Source organism: Jingyaoa shaoxingensis, from assembly GCF_014385005.1.
GTDB lineage: Bacteria > Bacillota > Clostridia > Lachnospirales > Lachnospiraceae > Marvinbryantia > Marvinbryantia shaoxingensis.
Map to the genome: position 1 here is coordinate 81,115 of NZ_JACRSZ010000011.1, position 24,173 is coordinate 105,287.

At 44.0% G+C, this 24,173-nt stretch carries 26 protein-coding genes, 1 other RNA gene and 1 other annotated feature; of the genes, 4 read left to right on the top strand and 23 right to left on the bottom strand.

Annotated features, from left to right (window positions below):
* Positions 1–2: 2 nt before the first annotated feature.
* From H8716_RS11455 to H8716_RS17735, 11 genes are all read right to left on the bottom strand, one after another.
* Positions 3–422: a RusA family crossover junction endodeoxyribonuclease gene (locus tag H8716_RS11455; RefSeq protein WP_249308973.1), complete on the bottom strand. Its 420-nt coding sequence runs from the start codon at positions 420–422 to the stop codon at positions 3–5.
* Entirely contained in the window at positions 419–703 is a 285-nt protein-coding gene (locus tag H8716_RS11460; protein ID WP_195978102.1) for a hypothetical protein, read from the bottom strand. The genes H8716_RS11455 and H8716_RS11460 overlap by 4 nt, the downstream gene beginning before the upstream one ends.
* Before the next feature lie 8 nt (positions 704–711).
* Positions 712–1,122 carry a helix-turn-helix domain-containing protein gene (locus H8716_RS11465; protein WP_249308975.1) on the bottom strand — a complete coding sequence of 137 codons (411 nt, stop codon included), beginning with the start codon at positions 1,120–1,122 and terminating at the stop codon, positions 712–714.
* Between the two features lie 12 nt (positions 1,123–1,134).
* Positions 1,135–1,971 (bottom strand): ATP-binding protein, encoded by an 837-nt coding sequence (locus H8716_RS11470; RefSeq protein WP_249308976.1) that lies wholly within the window; start codon positions 1,969–1,971, stop codon positions 1,135–1,137.
* A 1-nt stretch (position 1,972) separates the two neighbouring features.
* On the bottom strand, positions 1,973–2,659 hold the full coding sequence (locus H8716_RS11475; protein ID WP_249308978.1) for a DUF6291 domain-containing protein: 687 nt from the start codon (positions 2,657–2,659) through the stop codon (positions 1,973–1,975).
* Positions 2,660–2,675: 16 nt separating this feature from the next.
* Entirely contained in the window at positions 2,676–3,338 is a 663-nt protein-coding gene (locus H8716_RS11480; RefSeq protein WP_249308979.1) for an ERF family protein, read from the bottom strand.
* Positions 3,338–4,273, bottom strand: a complete 936-nt coding sequence (locus H8716_RS11485; protein ID WP_249308980.1) for a DUF1351 domain-containing protein — start codon at positions 4,271–4,273, stop codon at positions 3,338–3,340. The genes H8716_RS11480 and H8716_RS11485 overlap by 1 nt, the downstream gene beginning before the upstream one ends.
* Before the next feature lie 25 nt (positions 4,274–4,298).
* The gene (locus H8716_RS11490) at positions 4,299–4,514 is read right to left on the bottom strand and encodes a hypothetical protein (protein WP_195978096.1); all 216 of its coding nucleotides are present in this window, start codon (positions 4,512–4,514) and stop codon (positions 4,299–4,301) included.
* 2 nt (positions 4,515–4,516) lie between these two features.
* A complete protein-coding gene (locus H8716_RS11495; protein ID WP_249308981.1) occupies positions 4,517–4,765 on the bottom strand; it encodes a hypothetical protein in 249 nt (82 codons plus the stop codon).
* 141 nt (positions 4,766–4,906) lie between these two features.
* Positions 4,907–5,404 (bottom strand): helix-turn-helix domain-containing protein, encoded by a 498-nt coding sequence (locus H8716_RS11500; RefSeq protein WP_249308982.1) that lies wholly within the window; start codon positions 5,402–5,404, stop codon positions 4,907–4,909.
* 37 nt (positions 5,405–5,441) lie between these two features.
* Positions 5,442–5,843 carry a helix-turn-helix transcriptional regulator gene (locus H8716_RS17735; RefSeq protein WP_249308983.1) on the bottom strand — a complete coding sequence of 134 codons (402 nt, stop codon included), beginning with the start codon at positions 5,841–5,843 and terminating at the stop codon, positions 5,442–5,444.
* A gap of 207 nt (positions 5,844–6,050) precedes the next feature.
* Here H8716_RS17735 and H8716_RS11510 point away from each other — a divergent pair, with 207 nt between their 5' ends.
* From H8716_RS11510 to H8716_RS11520, 3 genes are read left to right on the top strand one after another with little or no spacing between them, the layout of a single operon-like run.
* On the top strand, positions 6,051–6,401 hold the full coding sequence (locus H8716_RS11510; protein ID WP_195978093.1) for a helix-turn-helix domain-containing protein: 351 nt from the start codon (positions 6,051–6,053) through the stop codon (positions 6,399–6,401).
* A 27-nt stretch (positions 6,402–6,428) separates the two neighbouring features.
* On the top strand, positions 6,429–6,779 hold the full coding sequence (locus H8716_RS11515; protein WP_249308985.1) for a hypothetical protein: 351 nt from the start codon (positions 6,429–6,431) through the stop codon (positions 6,777–6,779).
* Between the two features lie 35 nt (positions 6,780–6,814).
* Entirely contained in the window at positions 6,815–8,557 is a 1,743-nt protein-coding gene (locus H8716_RS11520) for a recombinase family protein (RefSeq protein WP_249308987.1), read from the top strand.
* 84 nt (positions 8,558–8,641) lie between these two features.
* On the opposite strand, the gene queA is transcribed toward H8716_RS11520, so the two are convergent.
* The 5 genes from queA to H8716_RS11545 all read right to left on the bottom strand — a co-directional run bounded on the left by queA (position 8,642) and on the right by H8716_RS11545 (position 15,251).
* Positions 8,642–9,667, bottom strand: coding sequence for a tRNA preQ1(34) S-adenosylmethionine ribosyltransferase-isomerase QueA (gene queA, locus H8716_RS11525; protein WP_249308990.1), 1,026 nt, complete (start codon positions 9,665–9,667; stop codon positions 8,642–8,644).
* A 42-nt stretch (positions 9,668–9,709) separates the two neighbouring features.
* Positions 9,710–10,324 carry a histidine phosphatase family protein gene (locus tag H8716_RS11530; protein ID WP_249308992.1) on the bottom strand — a complete coding sequence of 205 codons (615 nt, stop codon included), beginning with the start codon at positions 10,322–10,324 and terminating at the stop codon, positions 9,710–9,712.
* A gap of 222 nt (positions 10,325–10,546) precedes the next feature.
* The gene (gene pheT / locus H8716_RS11535) at positions 10,547–12,964 is read right to left on the bottom strand and encodes a phenylalanine--tRNA ligase subunit beta (RefSeq protein ID WP_249308993.1); all 2,418 of its coding nucleotides are present in this window, start codon (positions 12,962–12,964) and stop codon (positions 10,547–10,549) included.
* A 37-nt stretch (positions 12,965–13,001) separates the two neighbouring features.
* A complete protein-coding gene (gene pheS / locus H8716_RS11540) occupies positions 13,002–14,021 on the bottom strand; it encodes a phenylalanine--tRNA ligase subunit alpha (RefSeq protein ID WP_249308994.1) in 1,020 nt (339 codons plus the stop codon).
* A 68-nt stretch (positions 14,022–14,089) separates the two neighbouring features.
* Positions 14,090–14,316 (bottom strand) — a binding site (T-box leader).
* Positions 14,317–14,405: 89 nt separating this feature from the next.
* Positions 14,406–15,251 carry a YihY/virulence factor BrkB family protein gene (locus tag H8716_RS11545; RefSeq protein ID WP_249308996.1) on the bottom strand — a complete coding sequence of 282 codons (846 nt, stop codon included), beginning with the start codon at positions 15,249–15,251 and terminating at the stop codon, positions 14,406–14,408.
* Positions 15,252–15,523: 272 nt separating this feature from the next.
* Between H8716_RS11545 and H8716_RS11550 the strand changes: the two genes are divergently transcribed.
* Positions 15,524–16,399, top strand: a complete 876-nt coding sequence (locus tag H8716_RS11550) for a YitT family protein (protein ID WP_249308998.1) — start codon at positions 15,524–15,526, stop codon at positions 16,397–16,399.
* Here the strand turns inward: H8716_RS11550 and H8716_RS11555 are convergent.
* From H8716_RS11555 to H8716_RS11585, 7 genes are all read right to left on the bottom strand, one after another.
* Positions 16,383–17,735: a SpoIID/LytB domain-containing protein gene (locus H8716_RS11555; RefSeq protein WP_249308999.1), complete on the bottom strand. Its 1,353-nt coding sequence runs from the start codon at positions 17,733–17,735 to the stop codon at positions 16,383–16,385. The two genes, H8716_RS11550 and H8716_RS11555, sit on opposite strands and share 17 nt — an antisense overlap.
* A 93-nt stretch (positions 17,736–17,828) precedes the next feature.
* Complete coding sequence (locus H8716_RS11560; RefSeq protein ID WP_249309000.1) at positions 17,829–18,878, bottom strand: aldose epimerase family protein; 1,050 nt, start codon at positions 18,876–18,878, stop codon at positions 17,829–17,831.
* A gap of 76 nt (positions 18,879–18,954) precedes the next feature.
* Positions 18,955–19,135: non-coding RNA, 6S RNA (gene ssrS / locus H8716_RS11565), on the bottom strand.
* 139 nt (positions 19,136–19,274) lie between these two features.
* Positions 19,275–19,646: a hypothetical protein gene (locus tag H8716_RS11570; protein WP_249309001.1), complete on the bottom strand. Its 372-nt coding sequence runs from the start codon at positions 19,644–19,646 to the stop codon at positions 19,275–19,277.
* A 12-nt stretch (positions 19,647–19,658) separates the two neighbouring features.
* On the bottom strand, positions 19,659–21,149 hold the full coding sequence (gene thrC, locus H8716_RS11575) for a threonine synthase (RefSeq protein WP_249309021.1): 1,491 nt from the start codon (positions 21,147–21,149) through the stop codon (positions 19,659–19,661).
* A gap of 248 nt (positions 21,150–21,397) precedes the next feature.
* Positions 21,398–22,273, bottom strand: coding sequence for a cell wall hydrolase (locus tag H8716_RS11580; protein ID WP_249309002.1), 876 nt, complete (start codon positions 22,271–22,273; stop codon positions 21,398–21,400).
* Positions 22,274–22,477: 204 nt separating this feature from the next.
* Complete coding sequence (locus H8716_RS11585; RefSeq protein ID WP_249309003.1) at positions 22,478–24,145, bottom strand: 2-isopropylmalate synthase; 1,668 nt, start codon at positions 24,143–24,145, stop codon at positions 22,478–22,480.
* Positions 24,146–24,173 lie beyond the last annotated feature (28 nt).

Genomic DNA, 24,173 nt, shown 5'->3' on the forward strand with positions numbered 1-24,173 from the left:
CCTTATTGTCCGATTTCTTCCAGTGTGATTTCTACTCTTGGCATTTCACCATATATCTTATCAACGACCAGCATTGAAATTCCCGAATCATCATCATAAGCAATTTTATTCAGTGAATCCAGAATAGCTTTTGCCAGATTATCGCAGTCTATTTTCTTTGTATGCAGAATCTCGCCTGCCAGCATTTTCACCCTTTTATATTTCGGTGTGCTTTTCGGTATAGGGAATACGCCAGTTATGGTAGCTCTGATCGGTGCCTGCAATTTTATTCTTCCTACCTGATTGATATAGCAGCACTTTACCCAATCCTCATAATTTTTTGTCTGCCTCGGTGTGTATGCTACGGATCCATGGTCTGTCTGTACAACTCTTGGCCTCTGCTTTGCCTTTGGCTCTCCATCCACAATAAATGCTACTTTCATGTTTTCACCCTTTCATACTGTGTTCTGAATATGTTCTTCTTAACCGGAAAAATGCTGCCATTCGCAGCACGCACAATATAATCACCATTTTTCGCTCTCTGTTTTCCATAAGCCGTCGTGATCGTGCATCCGTAAACTTTGGTCGCTCCGTCTGTGATTACCCGGTTAATGAAAATCTGTTCTTTCTCCAGTTCTTTCATAAACCAGCTCGGGGCTGATACTTCTGCATCTGCCCCAAACTGAAATACATCCACCGTTTCCGGCTTTCTTATATACCGCATATCGTCTCCTACTTATCATTTCTGGACGTATCGGCGTTATCTTCCAGCAATGTTGCGTGTACATAATAGCTCAGTGTCTTGCTGTCTGGACTCGGGTAGCGTTTGTTCTGCCCCACCTCATATCCGTTCTTTGCAAGAATCTGAATCATTGTCAATCTGTCCTGCTGATGGAATATCTTCAACTCCGCGTCCCACTTCTTTTCCGGCTTTTCCTGTTTACCAGTAATCAGTTCCTCGGGGGCACATTTCAGGCAAGCTGCAATTTTGAACAATACGCTCAGTGGCATATCCACTGATCCATTCTCGTAAGCACCAATCTGGCTCTCGCTTCTGCCAATCGCCTGCGCAACTTCTTTCTGTGAAAGACCGCTTTCCGTCCGAAGCTTCTTGATGTTTTCTCCTACTTTGTTCGTTCCCATGCTTTTCCTCCTTTAAGCAAATAACATTTTCATCTGTGCCTGTCGCCTTGCCGCTTCCTCCAAACGGAAGGACGTTCCAAGCATTTCCACCGGATAGCACTTTTCAAAAATCCGGTCGTATATTCTGCGTAAGCTCAGATCCGCACACCCAACCATATCCTGCACCTTTAAATTGGTTGTCAGAATCATTGGTTTCCCGGAGCGCACCCGCCGATCAATTACGCTATATACCTTTTCTACTGCATACGCTGAATCACGCTCTGCGCCCAGATCATCAATAATCAACAGGGTAGCTGCATTCAGTGCGTCCATATATTCAGCTTCTTTGCTTCCCCTGCCCTGAATATCCTTCAGGATCTCTACAAAGGATGTCATTATTACCGGCACACTCTGTTCCATGAGTGCATTTGCAATACACGCCGCTGTATAGGACTTCCCGGTTCCCAGTGGGCCATACAGCAAAAGACCCTGTGCTTCCTGTTTCATAGTCCCAAAGCGTTCCACATACCGTTTTGCAATATTGAACGCTTTCTCATTTTCCTTGCGGACTCTGTACTCAGAAAAGCTCGCTTCCATGCAATCCCGGGGCATACAGCTTGCCATTTTCAACCGCTGCACGTATCGCATTCGTTCCTCGTAATCATCCTTTTCCTTTCTTTCCTGTAACCGGTCAGCGTCACACTGGCATATACACCACACTGTCCGTTTAAACGATCCCAGCTCTATCCGGTGCTGCTTCGGTCTGTGGCAAACGCCACAGTACCAAAGTCCATCTTTCTGATAATCTCCATCTTTTACGTTTTCTGCATTTTTACTTTGTTCAATCGGAAGATAACTTGTGACATCCATGCTATACCTCCACCAGTTTTGAGAAGTCCACTTCTCCATAGCCATCGTTTTCGGGTTCCTGCTTAATGTCGCTCTTTAAAAAATCTGCAAACGGTGCCTTGTCGGATAAAAATGTCTTTGCCTGCTTTGTGAACTGTTTCTCTGTTTTCAACCGTTTGCACTGATCTGCATAAGCTGTTGCCGCTTGCAGCAATTCCTCCGGGCTGTAGCCGTCCTTGATCCTTGCTGCATACTTCGCATAGGCAACACCTTTTTCATCTTTCCGTGGATATACAGCCCAAAACTCTTCAAAATTCTTAGGATATGAATTTGCTTTCTTCGCAGGCTTCTTGTCCTGTATTTCTTCTGTTCCCTGTTCTAAAACCGTCCGGTTTTCTGGGTTTTCTTCCACAACCGTTCGGTTTGGCTGTTCCTCTGCATTCTTTCGGGGTCTGCCACCTTTCATGCCGTTTGCCCGGTTCTTTTTGCATATTTCCTCATATTTACTGGAATCCCTGTCCAGTTGATTTTTGATAAAGGAAAATGCCATAGCTGCAACCCCTGAAAGTTCCTGTACTTCCAAGTCGTTCTCATATTCCAAGATCGCCTTGAACAGTTTCCCTGCGTCCTCGTCAGACATCAGTTTCACATGGTCTATGTAATCATTGTATAAGTAAAATGCCTTTTTATCGTCTGACGTTCTTACCATCTCTGACCTCCGTCCGCTATGCTTTGTCTGGATACTTACCCAAAAGCTGCATAGCATTATTCCACATTCCAAAGGACATTGCCTCAAAGCTCTTGACTCCGTAGTGTTCCAGAATGCTGCTTTCTTTCAGCCCCTTGCTGGCAATCGTATTACGGATCACTGAAATCTTTGTCTTATCAATCGGGGAGTTATTTGCCGCGTCAATTTCCTTCTGCTGCGCTTCCTGTGACGGTTCAATAGGATCTGGCGTATCGCCGTCTGGATCATTCATTTCTACCGTAGGTATGCAGAATACTTGGAAGCAAGCATATTTAAACGCCACAGCCATAGCTTTGTTGGTAGCTTTATCTCCGCTGTCCATGCCCTCACCGATTGTAACGGCATCCACATAACTTCCATCGTCCGTATAGAACCGGAAGCGTATCTGACAAATAGAATACAAAAGCACATTTCCTGAGTTCGTGCGCCGTTCTTCTCTTTTCTGCTCAATGATCTGCGGTACTATAAACACATGGTATTCGGACAGTGCCGGGTACAAGGCATTCATCACATCATCAACACCACGGTACATAAATCCCTGTTTCTGATTCTTCTGGTTCTTGCCTACTGCATTGATCGCAGCCATCACATTTGATATTGCCGCATAGATTTTTCCTGCTTTTACCTCTGTGTCAGCCATCAAATCACCTCATATCTCATAAACAGATCCTGCATTGCCTGTTCAAACTCTTCCATTCGGCTTTCAGGTACCATAACTCGCACAGCAATTTCCTTTTCCGCTTCAAAAGCACCCACACTCGGTTCTCCAAACGGCATTTCCGGTGCTTTTGCAGATTCCTGCTTCGGTGGGAATGCTGGGACAGCCTGTGCCTGCGCTTCCTGTTCCTCCTTCTGCCGCGCCGCAACTTCTGCCTGCGCTTTTTCTCTGGCAATTCTCTCCTGCTCAAGCCGTTCCTGTTCCGCCTTGCGTCTGCGCTCATTTTCCAGAACAATTTCTTTCTGCTTCTGAAGTTCCTGTGCCTTTGCCATAGCATCCTGCAAGCTCAAATCTTTGATATATGCCTGCATTGCAGCTTCCTTGTAATCCGGATCAACGCCTTCCAAAATCGCAAGATCAGATTTTGTAGCCTGATAAGCGCTGGTGATAGCGTCTTTATATGCTTTCTTCGTAGCTGTCACATTTTCCCATTTCGGATCATATACCTTGAAGCGCAGCTTCGCAGAAACATTGTCTGGCAGATCTGCAAAGGTATCGCGCATAAAAGCCAAAATCTCTTCTTTCTTTTCCTGTTTCCGTTTCTCAGTGTATTCCTCTACCTGTTCTGAAATCTTGGCTATCGGCTTGTCAATCATGCCTGTAAGGATTTTGGCCTGTTCTTCAATTACGCCGTATGGCTCCAGACATTTGTTTCTGATCTCTTTTCTTCGGCTCTCAACTTCGCTGCGCAGCTTTCTCAGTGCCGCCACATCTGCTTTTGCGTCTTTTACGGTATCTTCTGTATATACCATGGCCTCATACTGCTGCATTTGAGCCTGCAAAGCATTTACCAGCTCTTCAAAGTTCCACTGCACCGCACCCGGTTTCTGTGTTACGTTTACCTGTAATTCGTTCATTCCCATATTCCTCCATATCTTGTATTTATGCTGTTTTCAGTTCATCGCCCAGCAACTCAACCAGTTCTTTAACCGACATATCTTCCAGACATTCTTCACAGTAATATCCGTCTGGTCCGTCGTAATAATGGTCGCCCTCATAAATGCCATAGCCACATTCCTTGCAAATATGTATCGGTTTTGGTTCCTCTGCATTGGGGCAACCTGCTGCACAGGGATTTCTTCTGCATACGCTGCACATAATTAAGCTCCCATCCTTTCTCTCGAATCTGTTTCTGCCGCTTTACGGATCTTAAAATTCTTTTTTCTGGCCTGCCGTCTTTTCTTTCTTACAAAATCATAAATATCTTCCTGTACAAAAAGTGTGATCGCAAACCATGTAAGTACGCCAAACACAGTGTCAAAATCTCCTGTCATTAAAGTCCATGTTGCCGCTGTGATTACGCTACCAATTAACAGTCTGTAAATAACTTTCTCTGCATTTACCATCATTTTCCGTTACCTCCCCTACCGGTGTAATAAAAATGCCAATGTCCAGCCCTGTGAAATTCTTGCACGCTGTCTCAAATTCTTCTCTGTTATTTATCCCAAAATCCCTTTTCAGAACTTCCAACATTGCCTCCGCATTCATGCTTACACCTTCCCTCCGAGTTCCTTTTCTGTCAGCAACACCACTTCACTGATTGCGTACTGTATATTTTTTAATTGCTGGACAACCTCTCGCAGTCCGTCCCTTTCGTCTGCACTGATCTTTCCGTCTGCCGCAATATCAACCACAGATTCCTTTAGTTCCTGAAGCTTATCGGCATTCAGTTCCTTAATCAGCCGCAGCGCAGTTCCCTCCAATCTTGGAACCTCTGTGGCTATTGGTCTATTTCTGCCTATCGGACATTCATGCTTACAATACCCATTTTCCAGTTCGGGGCATCTATACAGCTCTGCCATCTGCACTACATTTTCTACCGGCACTACTTTCGTGATCCCACGCTCATAGTCCGTCAATGTTGCAGCAGATATTCCAAGCAGCCTTGCAGCCCCTTCCCTGCTACTTAGGGTATCGTTATACATTGCAGCCTTTTTTCTGGCTTCAAAATATACATTCTTACCGTCTTTCCTATAGCCGTTACCCATGCTGTCCTCCATAGTTTCATGTTACAATAGTTACAAATCAAAGAGCGTTACATGCAATATTCAAAAAATCGCTGATCTTCTGGATAGCAGGCTGTGAAACCACACGTCCGTTGAGAATTGAAGATACATACTCTCTTCTCATGCCAGTGCTATCCGCAAGCTGATTTGTAGAAATCCCCTGTGACAGCATTGCAATCTTCGCATTTTTGCACCACACGGACAGCTCTTTCTTATCACGTTTGGCAACGCCCTCTATTCCAAGGTAGTCGCTTACTCGCTGGATCATGGGCTGTGAGAAAACTCTGCCGCTCATAATGCCATACAGATAATTGGTCGCTGTCCCAAGTTCTTCAGCAATCTCTACAATCGTTACGCCTTTTTCTGTAGTTGCAACTTTCGCTCTTTTTACCCAGTCAGAAAACTCCTTGTTTTCTCCCACGTTTGTCCCTCCTTTATTCTGGAATTTCAATCTTTACATTTGTAAGTTAAGATTGTAAAATAGTTCTAAGGTTCGTCCCGGAACCTGTGTTTCTGCTTACGTTCGTGTGCTTGTTAGCATACATTTGTAAGTTATTATGATGATAGCATACGTTTGTAAGTTTGTAAAGCTCTTTTTATACATTTTTAAGTTATTGGAGTAGATATTATGACGATATGTGAAAGAATGTTCTCCATTATGGAAGAACAAGGAAAAAGACCGGCTGATCTTTGCAAGCTGCTCAAGATCGGAACCGCACAGACAACCGCATGGAAGCAGCGAAACAGCGATCCGCCCGCAAAATACATTATGCAGATTGCTCAGTTTCTAGGAGTAACGCCAGAATTTTTGCTGACAGGAGAAACCTCGTTCCCGACAACACGTACCAGAGAGAGTGAAATGCTGGCAATGTACCAGCAGCTCCCGCCAGCCAATCAGGATTTTATCTATGATTCCATCAAGGTGGCGTATGAGCGTGAAATGGCAGCCAAGATAAATGAAAGTAAGTTGTCCGGCTGAGTGATTATTCCAAGAGGAGGCGTTGACATGGCTTATTTTGAAAGCAAACAGATAGGCAGATATTCTTTCGGGATCAGCGTAGCTTCACTTGCTGAATCCTATGATCCCACATGCCCTGCTCATACTGTGCTGCCGCTGCAAGCAGCCCACAGTAGCTATATACACAGTATTTATATCTTCTGTGTAAAAGGAAGCTCAGAGTGGCGTTCTGGTTCTTCAGGAAGTAAGTGGAAATATTATGTGTTGAAATCCTCTTCCATACCGCTTGCCGTTCAAAGGCTTGGGTATATCTCATACGATGGGCTTCTTACTTTGAAGCCACGGCAATGCCGCCGAAAAAGATTGGATAAAACAATATTGGAAGTGATGGCCGCTTGATCTCAGGCGGCTTTCATTTTACGAAAGGAGCATTGATGGAATTTTCAAAATTGACAAGAGTAGCGATATACATTCGTGTTTCCACAACTATGCAGGCGGAAAACGGCGAGTCTCTTAACGTGCAACGCACCCAGCTTACGACCTACGCTCAAATGATGCTGAATGCATTGCCTGAGAATATCGTTATTTTTGAAGATGCCGGGTATTCCGGTAAGAATATGGACAGACCCAAATTTCAAGATATGATGTCGCAAATCAGAGCTGGCAAATTTTCTCACCTTCTCGTTTGGAAAATTGATCGTATCTCCCGAAATCTGCTTGACTTTTCCATGATGTATAAAGAGTTAAAAGAATTGGGTGTTACGTTTGTAAGTAAAAACGAACAGTTTGACACCAGCACAGCTATGGGTGAAGCCATGCTCAAAATTATCCTTGTGTTTGCAGAACTTGAAAGGAATATGACCTCAGAACGTGTTACTCACACCATGATTGCTATGGCTCAAAGTGGTCGATGGAACGGCGGATGTGTCCCTTTCGGATACACATACCGAACAGAAGGTGAAAAAAAGGAAAAGCAGATTTTTGAGATCGACAAAGGCGAGGCTGTATTGGTGCAGGAAATATTCGATCTTTATGAACAGGAGCGCAGCATAGTCCGTGAGGCAAAAATTTTGAATGACAGGAACGCAATCTCTCGTTATGGACATGAATGGTCACCTGTGACCGTTCATCTGGTTCTCAGGAATATTTTTTACGTAGGAGATTATCGGTATAATGCTCTTCGTGAGGGCGATCGTTCAAAACCTAAGCCGGAAAGTGAATGGATCATAGTAAAGGATCACCACCCGGCAATCATTTCAAGAGAACAGTTCGCCAGAGTGCAAGCCATTCTAAAAGCAAATAAGCGGTACCGAAAAGATATGGCTCCTGCTTCGTCCCGGGAACGTATTCATATCTTTGGTGGTCTGCTGTTCTGTGGAAACTGTGGAAAACCATTGAATAACTCTGTATCTAATAAAAAGGCGGACGGCTGGCAATATTCTAATTACCCTTGCCCTACCCGCCGCAGATCTTCGAATAAATGTACAGGAAAATCTACATCAGACCCGGTGGTCGGTGAGTTCGTATTCAACTATATTTTGAACATGCTGAATGCTCAGAAAGGATTTAAAGATATACAGACTCCGGCGCAGCTACAAGACCGGCTGCTCTTCGGCGACGCTTTCCATAATGTCATATCCATTGATAGTGATGGTTTGAATAGTTTCTTCAACCTTCTTTCCTCTGGAAATATCAGCGGTGCGATTTACGGAAAAGATGTGGCTGTCAGTAAGTCCAAGACCGCCAAGGTAGATCCAGAGCTTGTGCGTCTCCGTAAAGAGAAAAAGCGTCTGGAACGTGCGCTGGATCGTCTGCTCAACACTTACATCATGAGCGACCGTCCTATCTCCGAGAATGAATATATCCGAAAACGAACAGATCTGGAAACCCTGCTCTCCGATGTCAATGACAAACTTGGCATAGCCCAGTCGGAAGAGGTGCAAATGGCACTGACTGACAGTGAATTTCTCACCAAAGCTTCTCAGTTCATCATCGGGCAAAAACTTTCCAACCGGCTATATATCAATTATAAGAATCTCGCCCAGTCTGTAGATCCATCTGTACTAAAGACTTTCGTTGTCAGTGTTATTGATAACATTGTGATCTACAACGGAAAAGTCAAGTCCATTGTCTTCCGAAATGGTCTTGCTGCAACATTTGAATATTCCAGTATATAAAAACGCCCGGCAGGCATACGCCTGTCGGGTAATTTTTTTGTGACCGACATTTATGACGGTCAGTTACATTTGTAAGAATTTGGTCTACAAAATGATCATCGCATCTCCAAATGAAAAGAACCTGTACCTTTCTTTCACCGCTTCCTCATATGCTGCCATAATTTTATCTTTTCCGGCCAGCGCAGATACCAGCATCAGCAATGTGGATTCTGGCAAATGAAAGTTGGTGATCAGGCGATCAATCATCTTGAACTTGTAACCCGGATAGATGAAAATGTCTGTCCAGCCGCTTCCTGCGTGGAGAACTCCCTGTTCATCCGTTGCTGATTCCAGTGTACGGCAGCTTGTGGTTCCCACAGATACGATCTTTCCACCTCTCTGCTTTGTCTCATTGATCAGTTTTGCCTGATCTTCTTCCACGATATAGAACTCAGAATGCATATGATGGTTGGTCACGTCTTCTACCTTTACCGGACGGAAGGTTCCCAGACCTACATGCAGGGTTACATGGGCAATGTTCACGCCTTTTGCTTTGATGGCTTCCAGAAGTTCCGGAGTAAAATGCAGTCCGGCTGTCGGTGCTGCTGCAGATCCGTCATGCTTAGCATACACAGTCTGATAACGGTTCTTATCTTTTAACTGGTGGGTAATGTATGGCGGCAGTGGCATCTGTCCCAACTGATCCAGAATCTCTTCAAAGATTCCGTCATAGGTAAACTTAATCAGTCGATTGCCCTCTTCTACCACATCAATGACTTCTCCTGTCAGAAGTCCGTCCCCAAAGGAGATTCTGGTACCCGGTTTTGCTTTCTTACCAGGTTTTACCAGTGTTTCCCATACATCATTTTCTTTTCGCTTTAATAATAAAATCTCAATCTTTGCTTCTGTTCCTTCTTTGCTTCCAAACAGACGAGCCGGAATGACCTTCGTGTTATTAATCACCAGACAGTCACCTGGATTCAGATAATCAATCACATCCTTGAAAATGTGATGCTCTGTCTTGCCCGTCTCACGATCCAGCACCAGAAGCCTGGAAGAAGAACGGTCTTCCAGTGGATCCTGGGCAATCAGTTCCTGTGGTAAATCAAAATAAAAATCTGATGTTTTCAATACAATACCTCTTTTCTGCTGTGCGCTCCACGCACAGGATATTTAATTATAATATGTTACATTCTCTGCCAGAAGTTTTGCCTGTCCGCCATGGCTTTCCACAATGGCAACGCCACAGTTCGGTGCTACTCTTCCGCCCCAGAAATCTTCCATCTTCCAGTTTCTCAGACTGTTTAACAGCCCTCTGGTGGCTGCTCCATGGGTAGCAATCAGAATGGTCTTGTCTTCCAACTCCGGACGGCTGCAGATATCCTGCATAAAGTCTACACATCGCTTTGCAAGGTCTGTCAGGCTCTCGGCACCTTTTGGCGGAAGATACTGATCCGGATGATTGAAAAAACGATAAATATTCTCATCTCCCGGAAAATCTTCTGACTTTCTCCAAGGCTTTCCTTCCATTTCACCGAATCCTATCTCTTCTATTCTGTGGTCTATGATAAATGGCAAACTTCGGTCACCCAGAACGAGTTTGGCAGTCTCTCTCGCCCGTTCAAGTGGACTGGTAAAGACCAGATCAAAAGGAATATCCTTCATCCCCTTTGCGGAAGCCTTTGCCAGTTCTCTTCCCTTTTCATTTAATGGGACGTCACTCTTCCCCTGTAACAGTTTGTTTTTATTCCAATCGGTTTCTCCATGACGGAGAATGTATAATTTCATGTTCCATACCTCTTATTTCTGCATGACAGACTGCATTTTACGCAATCCATTCCTGCCTGCCTATCACTTTATGCTCATACCTTTGTATTCCATCTGCTATCATATAGAATTTCCTGCAAAAACGCAAGTACCGCCGGTACTTTTTATCAAATACCGGCGGATTTTAGTTTATAAAATTATGCGTACGCACATTTGTGCACAATTTTTGAGTGATGTATTACCTTACTGTCTCAACACAATACCCATGGATTCCAGACCATTTAAAATCTTCTTCATTGCAGAAGCCACATCACTTTCTTCCAGTGTCTTATCCTTTGCACGGAAGGTGATGGAATATGCCATGGACTTGTAACCTTTTTCGATCTGTGCACCTTCATAAAGATCAAACAGGTGATAGCTTTCCAGATGTTTACCGCCACGCTGAGCGATCATTTCTTCAATCTGTCCTGCCAGAATATGTTTTGGAACTACCATACTCAGGTCACGGGTTACTGCCGGGAATCTTACGATTCCTTCATATTTACGGTCATAAGTTGCGAAAGATACGATATTCTTCATATCCAGAACAGCAACATAAGCTCTTTCACCAATACCGTAATTATCTGCAACAGCCGGATGTACCTCACCAATATAACCAACTACCATTCCTTCATAAATGATGTTTGCCTGACGTCCTGGATGCAGATATGGCTTGCCTGCATTTGGATCGTATTTTGCAGTTTTACGAAGTCCGACTTTTTCGAAGAATTCTTCTACCACACCCTTCATGGTGAAGAAATCTCCTTCTCCGTACATACCCAGAGTGAACTGCATTCTCTCATCCGGCAGTTCTGTCAGAGGAAGTGCCTTTGGCAGATATACGTTACCCAGTTCGTAAAGTCTTACATTCTTATTTCTGTGATTATAGTTAAATGCCAGAGAATTCAGCATACCATTCAGGGAAACGGTTCTCATAATACTGAAGTCTTCTCCCAGTGGATTGGAGATGCTGATTGCCTGACGAAGCTGGTCACCCTGTGGAATCAGCAGCTTGTCAAATACCTTCGGGCTTTCAAAGGAATAGGAATATCCCTGTGAAAAACCACAGAATTCTGCGATATCTCTTGCGGTCTGTTCAATTCTCAGATAGAATGGCAGCTTTCCTGTGGTCGCTTCTCCCTTCGGAAGTGTGGTAGGAATATTGTCATATCCATAGAATCTTGCCACTTCCTCTGCTAGGTCAGCAGTACGGAATATATCATGGCGGAAGGTTGGTGCTACGATCTCATTTGTTGCTTCATCGTATGCCAGCTCAATCTTATCAAAATATTTCAGCATATCTTCTCTGGAAATATCGGTTCCCAGAAGAGCGTTGATCTTTTCCGGTTCAAAAACCACACGGACAGGTTCTTTCTTCTTACTGTATACATCTACCATACCGCCTACGACTTCACCTGCACCGAACTCTTCGATCAGCTGGCAGGCACGGTCGATAGCTGCCTGTGCATTGTTTGGATCCAGTCCCTTTTCAAACTTACCGGACGCATCGGTACGAAGCCCCACTCTCTTAGAAGAAAGGCGGATATTGGTTCCGTCGAAGCAGGCAGCTTCAAACATCATGGTCTTTACGTCGTCTGTAATCATGGAGTTCTCTCCACCCATGATACCTGCAATACCGATGGCTTTTTCACCGTCGCAGATCATCAGGACGTTTTCATCCATAGTACGTTCCTGACCATCCAGTGTAACGAATTTTTCATCTTTTTCCGCTCTTCTTACCACAATCTCATGACCTGCAATGGTATCATAGTCATAAGCATGCATTGGCTGTCCGTATTCTTCCATGACATAGTTGGTAATATCTACAATGTTGTTAATCGGACGGATACCACAGGAAGCCAGTCTTCTCTGCAGCCATACCGGTGAAGGTGCGATCTTGATATTCTTTACCACTCTTGCAGTATAACGAGGGCAGAGATCGGTATCCTGTACCGTTACTTTTACATAATCATGTACATCTTCGCTGTTTCCTGTTGCAGTTACAACCGGCGGGCAGAATGGCTTGCGGAAGGTCGCTGCCGCTTCTCTTGCAATACCAACTACGCTGTAGCAGTCTACACGGTTGGATGTGATCTCATATTCAAACACCACGTCATCCAGTCCCAGTGCTTTTACTGCGCTTTCTCCAACAACTGCATCTTCCGGGAAGATGTAGATACCGTATTCCGGTGCTTCCGGATACATATCTCTGGAAGATCCCAGTTCTTCGATGGAACACATCATACCGTTAGATTCGATTCCGCGAAGTTTTCCTTTTTTGATCTTAATGCCTTCTTCTGCCATCTTTCCGTCATGGCCTCCGGCAACGCTTCCGCCGTCCAGAACAACCGGAACCTTATCTCCTTCTTTTACATTCGGAGCACCTGTTACAATTTGAATGGTCTCTGTTCCGATATTTACCTGGCAGATGATCAGCTTATCTGCATCCGGATGTTTTTCGATTTTCTCGATCTGACCAATCACGATCTTGTCCAGATTCTTATCCAGTTTTTCAAATCCTTCTACTTTTGTACCTGTTAATGTCATGGCATCGGTATATTCCTGTGCTGTGCAGTCCAGTTCCGGAACATACGCTTTGATCCAAGATAATGAAGTATTCATAATAATCCCCTTTCGCTATTTACCAATCAGTATTTTCCTAGAACTGTTTCAGGAAACGAATGTCATTTTCGTACAGCAATCTCATGTCGTCGATTTCGTACTTCAACAGTGCAATACGTTCCAGACCTACACCAAAGGCAAATCCTGTGTATTCATTTGGGTCAATACCACACATCTCCAGTACGTGAGGATGTACCATACCGCAGCCCAGAATCTCAATCCATCCTGATCCCTTACAGAAACGGCATCCCTTTCCGCCACACTTGAAGCAGCTTACATCCACTTCCGCACTTGGCTCTGTGAATGGGAAATGATGCGGACGGAACTTGGTCTTTGTCTCCGGTCCGAACAGTTCTTTTGCAAACTCTTCCAGTGTTCCCTTCAGATCGGCAAATGTAATGTTCTTATCTACTACCAGGCCTTCAATCTGGTGGAAGGATGGTGAATGGGTTGCATCCACTTCGTCAGAACGGAATACACGTCCCGGAGAAATCATACGAATCGGCAGCTTGCCTTTTTCCATGGTACGTGCCTGTACCGGAGAAGTCTGGGTTCTCAGTACAATGTCTTTATTAATATAGAAAGTATCCTGTTCGTCCTTTGCCGGATGGTTTGCAGGAATATTTAATTTCTCAAAGTTGTATTCATCATATTCTACTTCCGGTCCTTCGATGACTTCATACCCCATACCAATGAAGATACGCTCTACTTCTTCCAGCGCGATGGTATTCGGATGTCTGTGACCTACATTGTTCTTCTTTGCAGGAAGTGTAACGTCAATGACTTCTGCCTTTAACTGTGCTTCTCTTGCCTTTGCTTCCAGCTTCTTCTTTGTCTCATCCAAAACTTCTTCAATGGCTACTCTGGTCTCATTTACCATTTGTCCTACCTTCGGACGATCCTCTGGAGCAACATCCTTCATACTCTTTAATACAGCAGTCAGTTCTCCCTTTTTACCAAGGAATGCTACTCTTACGTCATTTAATTTTTCCAGAGCATCAGACTGTTCAATCTGTTTCATGGCTTCTTCTCTGATCGCCTGCAGTTTATCTTTCATCTTTTTTCTCCTTCTTTTTAAAATTCATACGGGGGACTCCCATACGATAAAAAAAGCTCCATCCCCAAAATAGGGACGAAGCTGTATGATCCGTGGTACCACCCTGATTCCTGTCATCTGACAGGCACTCGGCATGCGTAACGTGCAAGATACGTCATTCCCTAATCAATCACTTCAGGAATGCAGCTCCGGTGTGAAATTCAAATCCTTATCTGAACCTGAGCCAGCTTCCAGCCGATGACTGCCTCTCTCTGTCGGAAAATAAGGTTCTACTGAACACTTTCATAGCCTTTTGATTTACTCAATATCTTTGACTATTCTATACCTGTTTCTTCTTTTTTGTCAAGTATCAAATCGTTGTTGGACACAGATTAAACAGTAACATCAAACCTGTTCCGTGATAAAAGAATCCGGATATTCCAGGTAACAGTTCACTTCTGCGCCTAAAAACAGCAGCCACATACAGAAATACAGCCACAGCATCATCATGGCCACCGTAGTCAGACTTCCGTATACACTGACCCTGTTACTTTTTGCAAAATAACTGAAATAGATGGAAAATCCATAAGACAGTATCGACCATGCCGCTGCCGTGAAAACAGCACCAGGTATCTGCCTGATCACTGACATCTTACAGTTTGGCAGGGCTGTATACAAAGATATGAAGATCAGTGACAGGATTCCAAGGGATGCCACTGCCCTAAAACTAATAATCAGTCCCGTCAACTCTCCCAGCACCGGAATATACTGCAGCAGACGATCCTGAATCCAGTTACCAAACAACAGCACGACCATGGCCATAAAAATCGCAATTACCAGAAATACAATATAGATCCCGGAGCGCATTCTCATATAGATGTAATTACGGTTCTCTCCTACATTTCTCACAGAATTCAGTCCATTGGTAATAGCCAGTACACTTCGGCTGGTGGCCCAGACTGCTGCAATCACAGTTCCGGAGAGCAACGCCGTAGACTGGGTAAACAGATCCTTTACAATCTCTGCAATCAGATCATAAAAGCTTGCCGGAAGCACCTCCATCAATATCGACATCAGCATCTCCGGAGACAGTTCCGTATACTGAAGCAGCGTCAGAAGAAGCATAAAAAAAGGTACAAAACCCATAATTACAAAAAACGCCGATTCTGCCGCTGCTGCACTGACCCGGTCTTTTTTCATTTTTTTCATAAAACGCATCACGATTTCTTTGATGCTCTGAAATTTCATCATTCTTTCCTCTTCCAGATCGGTAAAGTTTTTCATCGTTTTATCGTAACTGTTTAGCCCCACTGTAAAGGTACTGAACAGATTCGTTTTATCTTATCATGTTTTTCCCTGTTTCGCAATGGCACATGCATGTCTGTGTGTCACTTTACTTTATTGATTGTACAGATCTGTTATGCTAATATTATAGTATAGTTATCAGTTTTCGCAGCTGTTCATCAGCTTTACAGTTACCGGGAACAAGAAACGATATTTATTATTTATAAAGGAGTATGTACATGAATACAAAAGATCAGGCAACTTTACCTGTATCACAGATTTTCAAAGAATATGTCATTATCACTGTGGCAGTTTTCATTATGGACATTGGAATCTATATATTTAAGTTCCCCAACAATTTTTCTTTCGGCGGGGTATCCGGTATGGCCGTTGTTATCTGCCGTTTTCTTCCATTTACCGCGGCACAGATCAACCTGTTTATCAATCTGCTTCTGCTGCTGATTGGTTTTGCTGTACTCGGCCGCAATTTTGGCATCAAAACAGCCTATGTAACAGTGCTTTCTTCTATTTTACTGAATATTTTTGAAAAAGCATTTCCAATGTCTCATCCGCTGACTGATGAGATTATGCTGGAGCTTTGCTTCGCTATTATCCTCCCGGCCATCGCAGCTGCTCTTCTGTTTTTTGAAAACGCTTCCGGCGGAGGTACGGATATCATTGCCATGATTATCAAAAAATATTCTACTATGAATATTTCTACTGCTTTACTGTTTACAGATCTGATCGTTGTGATTATCTCTTTTCTGGTTTTTGATACCATCACCGGTCTGTGTTCCATTCTGGGACTGATGGCAAAAACTCTGTTGATTGACAAGGCCATTGAACGCATGAAGCTGAACAAATTTTTTACCATTATATCCAGCAATCCGCAGCCAATCTGTGATTTTATCACGCAGGATCTGAAGCACAGTGCCACCGTTTACCAGGCGGTCGGTGCCTACTCTCATCAGAACCGTACCGTGATTCTTGCTGTTGTTGATGTAAAGCAGGCTATTCTTCTCCAACGCTTTATACACCGCACGGAACCGACCGCCTTTACAGCTATCACAAAGAGTAGTGAAATCGTAGGAAAGGGATTCATGAGCTATATCTGACAATCTCGATTGCTCCATAATAGTTCTTCAGAATCTCTTCATAGTTTTCGCCCTGCTCAGCCATATGTTTCGCCCCGTTCTGACTTAAACCTTCTCCGTGTCCATATCCGCCTCCTAATATCTCATATCCGGTAAGACCCTCCTCTTCCGTCACCGGATTCAGAAGGATAAATGCACTTGGCAAAAGTTGCCACCCTTCCCGGGTGCTTTCATCCTGCAGGGTAATCACAGGATCCGCCAGTGCCAGAAACTGGCGGATCTGATATTCTCCTTCTATTTTTTCACACACACTTTTTCTCCCTGTGCTTTTTTGTCCTGCCACTTCCAGACAGACTGCCGCACCTCTGTCATCTCTTTCTGTAATCTCCAGGCTCTCAATTCTTTTCCATTCTGTTTTTGCCTGCAAATCTGACAGCCGGATGCTGGTTTTCCAACGATACATGGGTTCTTCTGCCTCCACAGAACGCTTCTTGTCTTCCTGCAGAAAAGCCGCAAATACGCTATCTTCTGACAGATCCATATGAAGATCCAGGCCACAGGATGTGGAATAATAACGGGCATCTGCCAGCACTCCATCCTGCATCATCACCAGCCCTGCTGTCTCTTTTACTGCCTGATCGGTTTCCTCTCCGTGGCAGCGATTGTTATAGACCTGATAGGACGTACTGTCATCCAGATCCGCCCCGTACGCTTTTGCCCGCCCACTTTCCTGCTGCTGTATAGCATAGGTCCGTGCACAGATGGCCTGCGCTTTCAATGCTTCCGTTGGAAAAGATGCCGACATCTCACTTGGCAATACTCCGCAGAGATAATCTTCCAGCGACAGCACATTCACCAAAAGCAGCCCCTGATCTGTCTTTCGTATCTCCAAACTGCCCTCATATCCGATATCTTCTTCCGCCCTCCCCAGTTCCGGAAAATAAAACATGCCTCCATCAGAAGAAACTTGCAGCACATCCTCTTTTGCAAAGAGATCACTCTGGGATGTAATTCGAATCTCCTCTCCTGCTCTGCACAGACTGCTGTTTTCCCCATTTCGGATCTTATAATCTCCGTCACTGGTAAGGCAGATATCCGTATGGTACTCCGATGCATATCCGTCACTTTTTAAAAGTACACGGATTTCCCGCTCCGATCCCAGCGCTGTCTGTACCACATTTTCCTTCTGTGTTTCTGTGTCCTCCTGTATCCCTGTTCCCGTCTGATCCATATTTTCCTGCTGTAACACAGTAATAAGCTTCTTCCGATTCTCTGTATGGCTCCCATACTTCAGTTCCAGTATTCCCCAGAAAAATGTCAATAGCAGCAGTCCACACAGTATGATGATTTTCTTCATATTCCCCATTTTCTCCCAGAAAAAAAGAAACGGCATACTTTCTGTACCCGTTTCTTTTATCCTATGTTTCTTTTTCAGTTTTATGATTGCCGCTTATTCTGCACTGAACTTATAGATGGTTGTAGTAGAATAGATATCTCCTGCCTTCAGTATCGGAGATACAAAATTCTCATGATGGATTGCATCTGGGAAGAACTGGGTCTCCAGGCACAGACCGCCACGTTTCTGGTATGCTTTTCCGTCCTTGCCTATCCAGGAGTTCTCAATGAAATTACCTGTGTAGAACTGTACGCCCACACAGTCTGTAAATACTTCCATCTTTCTTCCACTGACCGGAGCTTTCACTTCTGCGATCTTCTTCACAGTTCCGTCCGGTTTTAATGCAAAGTTATGGTCATAACCGCCACCCATCTTCAGTTGTTCATTATCTTTCTCAATATCCTGTCCGATGCGCTTTGCTGTGCGGAAATCAAACGGTGTTCCCTCTACGGATCCGATTACACCGGTAGGAATCGCTTCTGCATCAATCTCTGTGAAACCATCTGCATCCAGCTGTAATGTATGATCCAGAATACTTCCGTTATCATGTCCTTCCAGATTAAAATAGGAATGATTGGTCATATTGGCAATGGTATCTTTGTCTGACTTGCCCTCATAATGAATCTTAATTTCATTGTCATCTGTCAGTGTATAGGTAACAGACACTTCAAAATTACCAGGATATCCCTGTTCCATATCCGGACTCAGTCTGGAAAATGTCACAGAAGATGCTGCTTCATCCGTCTTCATATCCCATATCTGAGAATCGTATCCGTTATTTCCACTATGCAGATTATTCTTATTCTCATTCTGATCCAGATGATAAGTCACACCGTTGATCTCAAAAGCTGCTCCACCGATACGATTGCCGCTCCGTCCTATGCAGGCTCCAAGAAATCCACCATTCTTCGCATAATCAGTTACATCTGCATAACCAAGAACCACATCATCATGTCTGCCATTCTTATCCGGCACTACTGCACCTACCAGCGTTGCACCATAATTAGTCACTTCGATTGACATGCCGTTCTTGTTGGCAATGGTCACCAGCTTTGCTTCTCTGCCGTCTGACAGTCTGCCAAAATCACTTACTTTCATTCCCATCTTCCCCAATCTCCTTCTTATTTCATTATATATTTCGTTGCTCGCGTAAATGAAAAAAGGACCCTGAGGTCCTTTTTTAATACCCAAAATGCCGGTTCCTACCTTTTGACTCCTAGCGAAGCTAGGTGGGTAACCGCAACCGCTCTTCTGCCTTCCCCTGACAAATGGGGGCCTGACATCCAATTGGCAATATAAGAATCCCGTTTAAAGTAATGTAGGTTCAAAACAGTAGAAGTTGTCGAACATCCCAGGCAAATGATCAACTTCTCTTTACGATTCATCTTTTATTATTATCGCATTCCGAGGCTCAAAAGTCAAGTCCCGAAACCATTGATCATCTGGTATATCATTCTTTCCGTTACTATTCACTGTGCAGTCAGTAAATCTTTTTACAGATTATTTTTTCAGCTTTTTCGTTGTCTGTGGCCAGTATTTTTCTCCGGACTTTTTCACAACCATTGCAAACCAGACCGTTACCGCAAGGAAAACAGCAATAACTACAAGATACCATTTGCCCAGCAATCCTGTCTGGGTCTCCAGAACACCAAATCCACCGCATATCAGCACTGCAATTCCATACAGCAGTATTTTATTCTCTACTTCTTTGATATATGCTGCTTTGTCTGTACACTTTTTTACATTCGTGCCCTTCGGAAGCAGTAAGCCTTCTTTGATCTCACCTTTGAACTTCAAAAGGTAATAACAGTATATAATGTATGCACCTGATCCCAGGATAATCAGATCCATCAGTGAAAACATTGAATCCATGTTCTCTCCCTCCTAATTGATCCCAAGAATCTTCTTTACTGCTTTCTTCATATCCGCAGTCTCTACTACGGTATCATGCAGAACCGGTGCCGTACGGATCTCTTCAATCGCTGCCGGTACCTTCACTCCGGAAATACGTGACAGTTCATCTACCAGTTCAAAGTCTGTCATGCTGCCGCTGTCTTTGTGCAGTGCGTCCATCACGCTTCTTGTAAACTTATAAGGACTTGCTGTGGAAGCAATCACAGTCTTGGTATGATCACCGCTCTCTTCACTATACTTATGATATACGCTGGAAGCGACCGCCGTATGAGTATCCATCACATAGCCGCATGTCTCATACATTCTGGCAATCTCTTTTGCTACTTCTTCTTCTGTGGCAAATCCACCTGCGAAATCTTTTAATTTTTCCTTCATCTCCGGTGTGATCTCATATTTTCCTTCTGTAGTCAGTGACTGCATCAGAGTCTTGTTCTTATCTGCATCTTCCCCTGCGATCTTATAAATCAGACGCTCCAGGTTGCTGGAAATCAGAATATCCATAGACGGTGAGGTTGTAAGAATAAAATCTCTGTTCCTGTTATATTCCCCAGTCTGGAAGAAATCATACAATACTTTATTGTCATTGGATGCACAGATCAGTTTGGCAATCGGCACACCCATGTTCTTTGCATAATATGCTGCCAGAATATTTCCAAAGTTACCGGTAGGAACCACTACATTCATCGGTTCATTCTCAGCCAGTTCCCCTGCTGCACGAAGCTTTGCATATGCATATACATAATAAACTACCTGCGGAACCAGACGACCGATATTGATAGAATTGGCAGATGAAAACTGGAAACCTGCCTGATTCATCTCTGCTGCAAGTTCCTTATCTCCAAACATCTTCTTTACGCCGGTCTGTGCGTCATCAAAGTTGCCCTTGATGCCTACTACATAAGTATTCTTTCCCTTCTGTGTCACCATCTGTTTTTCCTGAATCGGACTGACACCATTCTTTGGATAAAATACAATAATTCTGGTTCCCGGAACATCTGCAAATCCCGCCAGAGCTGCCTTGCCGGTATCCCCTGATGTAGCAGTCAGAATCACAATCTCATTTTCCACGTGATTCTTTTTTGCTGATGTGGTAAGAAGGTGCGGCAGAATCGAAAGTGCCATATCTTTAAATGCGATGGTTGCACCATGAAACAGTTCCAGATAAAAGACGCCATCTTCCTTCTTCAGAGGAGCAATTTCTTTTGTATCAAACTTATCATCATAGGCTCTTGCAATACAGTTCTTCAGTTCTTCTTCTGTAAAATCCGCAAAGAAAAGCTTCATTACTTCATAGGCTGTCTCCTGATAACTCATGCCTGCGAGCTGATCCATTGTCACATCCAGTGCCGGAATCTGCTGTGGTACAAATAAACCTCCATCTTCTGCCAGACCTTTTAAAATTGCCTGTGATGCGGTCACTGTCCCTTCCGTGCTTCTTGTGCTTCTATATAATACTTCCATTTTCCCACCGTTCCTTTTCTTATTCGTATCTGTCCGGTATCCTTCCAGATAAAGTCTTGTTTCAGACATTTTTACCAAGTATAGCACACCTTTTTTTGTCACGCAACCCTGCAATCCTGCCGAAGGCTATATCAGATGGGGGATTGACTCCCACCACTGATACTGATTTATTGCTCGCCATCTACAGATGTGGGAGTCATTTCACACCTGATATAGCAGCAAGAAGGACAGCTTACGCTGCCCTTCTGTTAAGATACCTGCTTATCATCTGATAAAGTATAATATTCATGTCCACCATGTACCATCAGTGGTGTCAGATTCTCCTCAAACCATCCTATACTGGATGCATCCGAGCCGCTCCTTGCCATAAAGTACAGTGCTCCCTGGGATTCATCTTCCCCGGCCAGTACTCTGTCCACTGCTTCAATGGTAGACTGTGTAATCTCCACGGTATTGATTCTTCCGTCAATGGTCGGCTGAAACTGTGCAGAGCCATCAATCTGCTGCCATACAACGCCTTCTATTGTGTCTGGGAATCTCGTATCCCTCACTCTGTTCATAATAACATTGGCAATCAGCATTTTTCCTTCCAAGTCTTCTCCTGTTGCTTCTGCCTCTACAATCTGCAGCAGCGTGTAATACTCACTCTCCGGCATCTGATGACTTTTTACCACTTCTCTGGCATAAGAAAACACATTCTGTGCCGACTGTGCACTTTTACCAAGACTGGTACGTCTCCTTTCTGTACGGCTCGCTCTTGCGGCACCCACCAGTATGTTTTCATTCGCACTCGCAGTGTCTATCTCACTCGCTGCCTGGGAATATGCGTCCATGGTAATTGCACCATTTACGACTCCCATCAGTCCTGCCTGAAGCTGCTCTGTCGCTTCGGTTTCTTCCACCTCTGCGGCCTGAACTTCTATTATTCCTGTCTGCAACCCGGATGTCTTACCCATCCCTGCCGAAATCAGTATTCTGCTTCCCCCGCTAACCCCCAAAGCGCACAGAAATACGATTGCTGCCAGAAATACCACGCGGACAACAGCAACGTGCTTCCGATATACACGTCTGGTTCGATGAATCATACGACACATAGCCGCCAGAAGTATATTTTCTACTTCCATATGCTGTTCTTCCTCCCTTTCTCTGATAGTTACTCCCATCTTTTGATATTTTATTTCATTTCTGTTTCTTTGTCAACAAGTTATTCACATTTTTGTAATATTTATGTTGATATTTTTCATATTTTTTCACATTTTTGTGACAAAAAAGGCGTTATCCCGCTTTTTTGTGTGGATAACGCCTTTTTTCGTAACATTTATTTTATATTATTCTACATGATTCAGCATATTATTGATTGCTGTGACAAGTGCATTATAGGAAGCTTTGATAATATCCTGGTCTACACCTGCCCCCCAGAAACGCTTATCCTGTTCATCTCTGATACCTACATAGGCAATCGCTCTTGAACTGGAGCTCTGTTCCAATGCATGTTCCTGATAAGTCTCCAGACGGTATTCCAGACGGAACTGTTTCTTCAGTGCATTACTGATTGCATCCAGACGTCCGTTACCGGAAGCAACTGCTGTCTTCTTCTCTCCATCATGTTCTACCATCACTTCTGCGATGATACCGTTATGCTGTTTGAAGTGTGCCTCTGTAATATTGAACGGTGTGGTAATATCTTCGTATTTGACCTTAAACAGTTCGAAGATCTCATCCGGAAGCAGTTCTTTTTCCTTCTCATCAGATGCTGCCTTAGCTGCATATCCCATTGCCTCACGCATCTTAGCTGGCAGGTTTAATCCATAGTACTGTTCCAGAATGTATCCTACGCCGCCTTTTCCGGACTGGCTGTTGATACGGATCACGTCTGCCTCGTAATGTCTTCCGATATCTGCAGGATCAATTGGCAGATATGGTACTGTCCAGTGCTCACAGTCATGTGTTTCTCTGTATTTCATACCCTTGGCAATCGCATCCTGATGTGATCCTGAGAATGCGGCAAATACCAGTGCTCCACTGTATGGGCTTCTCATATCAATCTTCATACCGGTGTATTTTTCATACTGTTCGCAGATCTCAAGCATATTAGTGAAATCCAGTTCCGGATCTACTCCCTGTGCATACATATTCATTGCCAGTGTTACAATATCCACATTACCGGTACGTTCACCATTTCCAAACAGTGTACCTTCGATTCTGTCTGCACCTGCCAGAATACCCATCTCTGCGTCACTGACGCCTGAGCCTCTGTCATTGTGTGGATGAAGGGAAAGTACTACATTCTCACGGTACTTCATGTTTTTGCTCATGTATTCGATCTGGCTCGCATACACATGTGGCATGGAATGCTGTACCGTACTTGGAAGGTTGATGATTACCTTGTTATCCGATGTAGGCTGCCATACATCCAGTACCGCATTGACTACTTCCAGTGCATATTCCGGTTCTGTTCCTGTAAAGCTCTCAGGACTGTATTCAAAAGAGAAATTACCTTCAGTCTCATCTGCCAGCTTCTTCAGTAATGCTGCCCCATCCACTGCAATCTTAAGGATCTCTTCTTTGGACTTCTTAAATACCTGCTCTCTCTGGGAAAGAGATGTGGAATTATATACATGCACCACTGCTTTTTTCGCACCTTCCAGCGCTTCAAATGTCTTCTTAATAATATGTTCTCTTGCCTGGGTCAGTACCTGAATGGTTACATCGTCCGGGATCAGATCCTGTTCAATCAGTGCACGAAGAAAATGATATTCTGTCTCTGATGCTGCAGGGAAACCAACTTCGATCTCCTTAAATCCAATCTTTACCAGCAATTTAAAGAAATCGATCTTCTGCTGCAGATTCATCGGAACGATCAGTGCCTGGTTGCCGTCACGTAAGTCTACACTGCACCAGATCGGAGCCTTATCAATGTACTCCTTCTTTGTCCAGTCCATACATTCCACTGGTGGCATAAAATACTGTCTGGTATACTTCTTAAAGTCCTTCATGTGTTTTTCCTCCATTTTCACTGTTTTA

Bases quoted from the DNA above. Each gene is read 5' to 3' on its own strand.
- H8716_RS11455 (WP_249308973.1), bottom strand. From the start codon at position 422: ATGAAAGTAGCATTTATTGTGGATGGAGAGCCAAAGGCAAAGCAGAGG.
- H8716_RS11460 (WP_195978102.1), bottom strand. From the start codon at position 703: ATGCGGTATATAAGAAAGCCGGAAACGGTGGATGTATTTCAGTTTGGG.
- H8716_RS11465 (WP_249308975.1), bottom strand. From the start codon at position 1,122: ATGGGAACGAACAAAGTAGGAGAAAACATCAAGAAGCTTCGGACGGAA.
- H8716_RS11470 (WP_249308976.1), bottom strand. From the start codon at position 1,971: ATGGATGTCACAAGTTATCTTCCGATTGAACAAAGTAAAAATGCAGAA.
- H8716_RS11475 (WP_249308978.1), bottom strand. From the start codon at position 2,659: ATGGTAAGAACGTCAGACGATAAAAAGGCATTTTACTTATACAATGAT.
- H8716_RS11480 (WP_249308979.1), bottom strand. From the start codon at position 3,338: ATGGCTGACACAGAGGTAAAAGCAGGAAAAATCTATGCGGCAATATCA.
- H8716_RS11485 (WP_249308980.1), bottom strand. From the start codon at position 4,273: ATGAACGAATTACAGGTAAACGTAACACAGAAACCGGGTGCGGTGCAG.
- H8716_RS11490 (WP_195978096.1), bottom strand. From the start codon at position 4,514: ATGTGCAGCGTATGCAGAAGAAATCCCTGTGCAGCAGGTTGCCCCAAT.
- H8716_RS11495 (WP_249308981.1), bottom strand. From the start codon at position 4,765: ATGATGGTAAATGCAGAGAAAGTTATTTACAGACTGTTAATTGGTAGC.
- H8716_RS11500 (WP_249308982.1), bottom strand. From the start codon at position 5,404: ATGGGTAACGGCTATAGGAAAGACGGTAAGAATGTATATTTTGAAGCC.
- H8716_RS11510 (WP_195978093.1), top strand. From the start codon at position 6,051: ATGACGATATGTGAAAGAATGTTCTCCATTATGGAAGAACAAGGAAAA.
- H8716_RS11515 (WP_249308985.1), top strand. From the start codon at position 6,429: ATGGCTTATTTTGAAAGCAAACAGATAGGCAGATATTCTTTCGGGATC.
- H8716_RS11520 (WP_249308987.1), top strand. From the start codon at position 6,815: ATGGAATTTTCAAAATTGACAAGAGTAGCGATATACATTCGTGTTTCC.
- H8716_RS11530 (WP_249308992.1), bottom strand. From the start codon at position 10,324: ATGAAATTATACATTCTCCGTCATGGAGAAACCGATTGGAATAAAAAC.
- pheT (WP_249308993.1), bottom strand. From the start codon at position 12,964: ATGAATACTTCATTATCTTGGATCAAAGCGTATGTTCCGGAACTGGAC.
- pheS (WP_249308994.1), bottom strand. From the start codon at position 14,021: ATGAAAGATAAACTGCAGGCGATCAGAGAAGAAGCCATGAAACAGATT.
- H8716_RS11545 (WP_249308996.1), bottom strand. From the start codon at position 15,251: ATGATGAAATTTCAGAGCATCAAAGAAATCGTGATGCGTTTTATGAAA.
- H8716_RS11550 (WP_249308998.1), top strand. From the start codon at position 15,524: ATGAATACAAAAGATCAGGCAACTTTACCTGTATCACAGATTTTCAAA.
- H8716_RS11555 (WP_249308999.1), bottom strand. From the start codon at position 17,735: ATGAAGAAAATCATCATACTGTGTGGACTGCTGCTATTGACATTTTTC.
- H8716_RS11560 (WP_249309000.1), bottom strand. From the start codon at position 18,878: ATGGGAATGAAAGTAAGTGATTTTGGCAGACTGTCAGACGGCAGAGAA.
- H8716_RS11570 (WP_249309001.1), bottom strand. From the start codon at position 19,646: ATGGATTCAATGTTTTCACTGATGGATCTGATTATCCTGGGATCAGGT.
- thrC (WP_249309021.1), bottom strand. From the start codon at position 21,149: ATGGAAGTATTATATAGAAGCACAAGAAGCACGGAAGGGACAGTGACC.
- H8716_RS11580 (WP_249309002.1), bottom strand. From the start codon at position 22,273: ATGGAAGTAGAAAATATACTTCTGGCGGCTATGTGTCGTATGATTCAT.
- H8716_RS11585 (WP_249309003.1), bottom strand. From the start codon at position 24,145: ATGAAGGACTTTAAGAAGTATACCAGACAGTATTTTATGCCACCAGTG.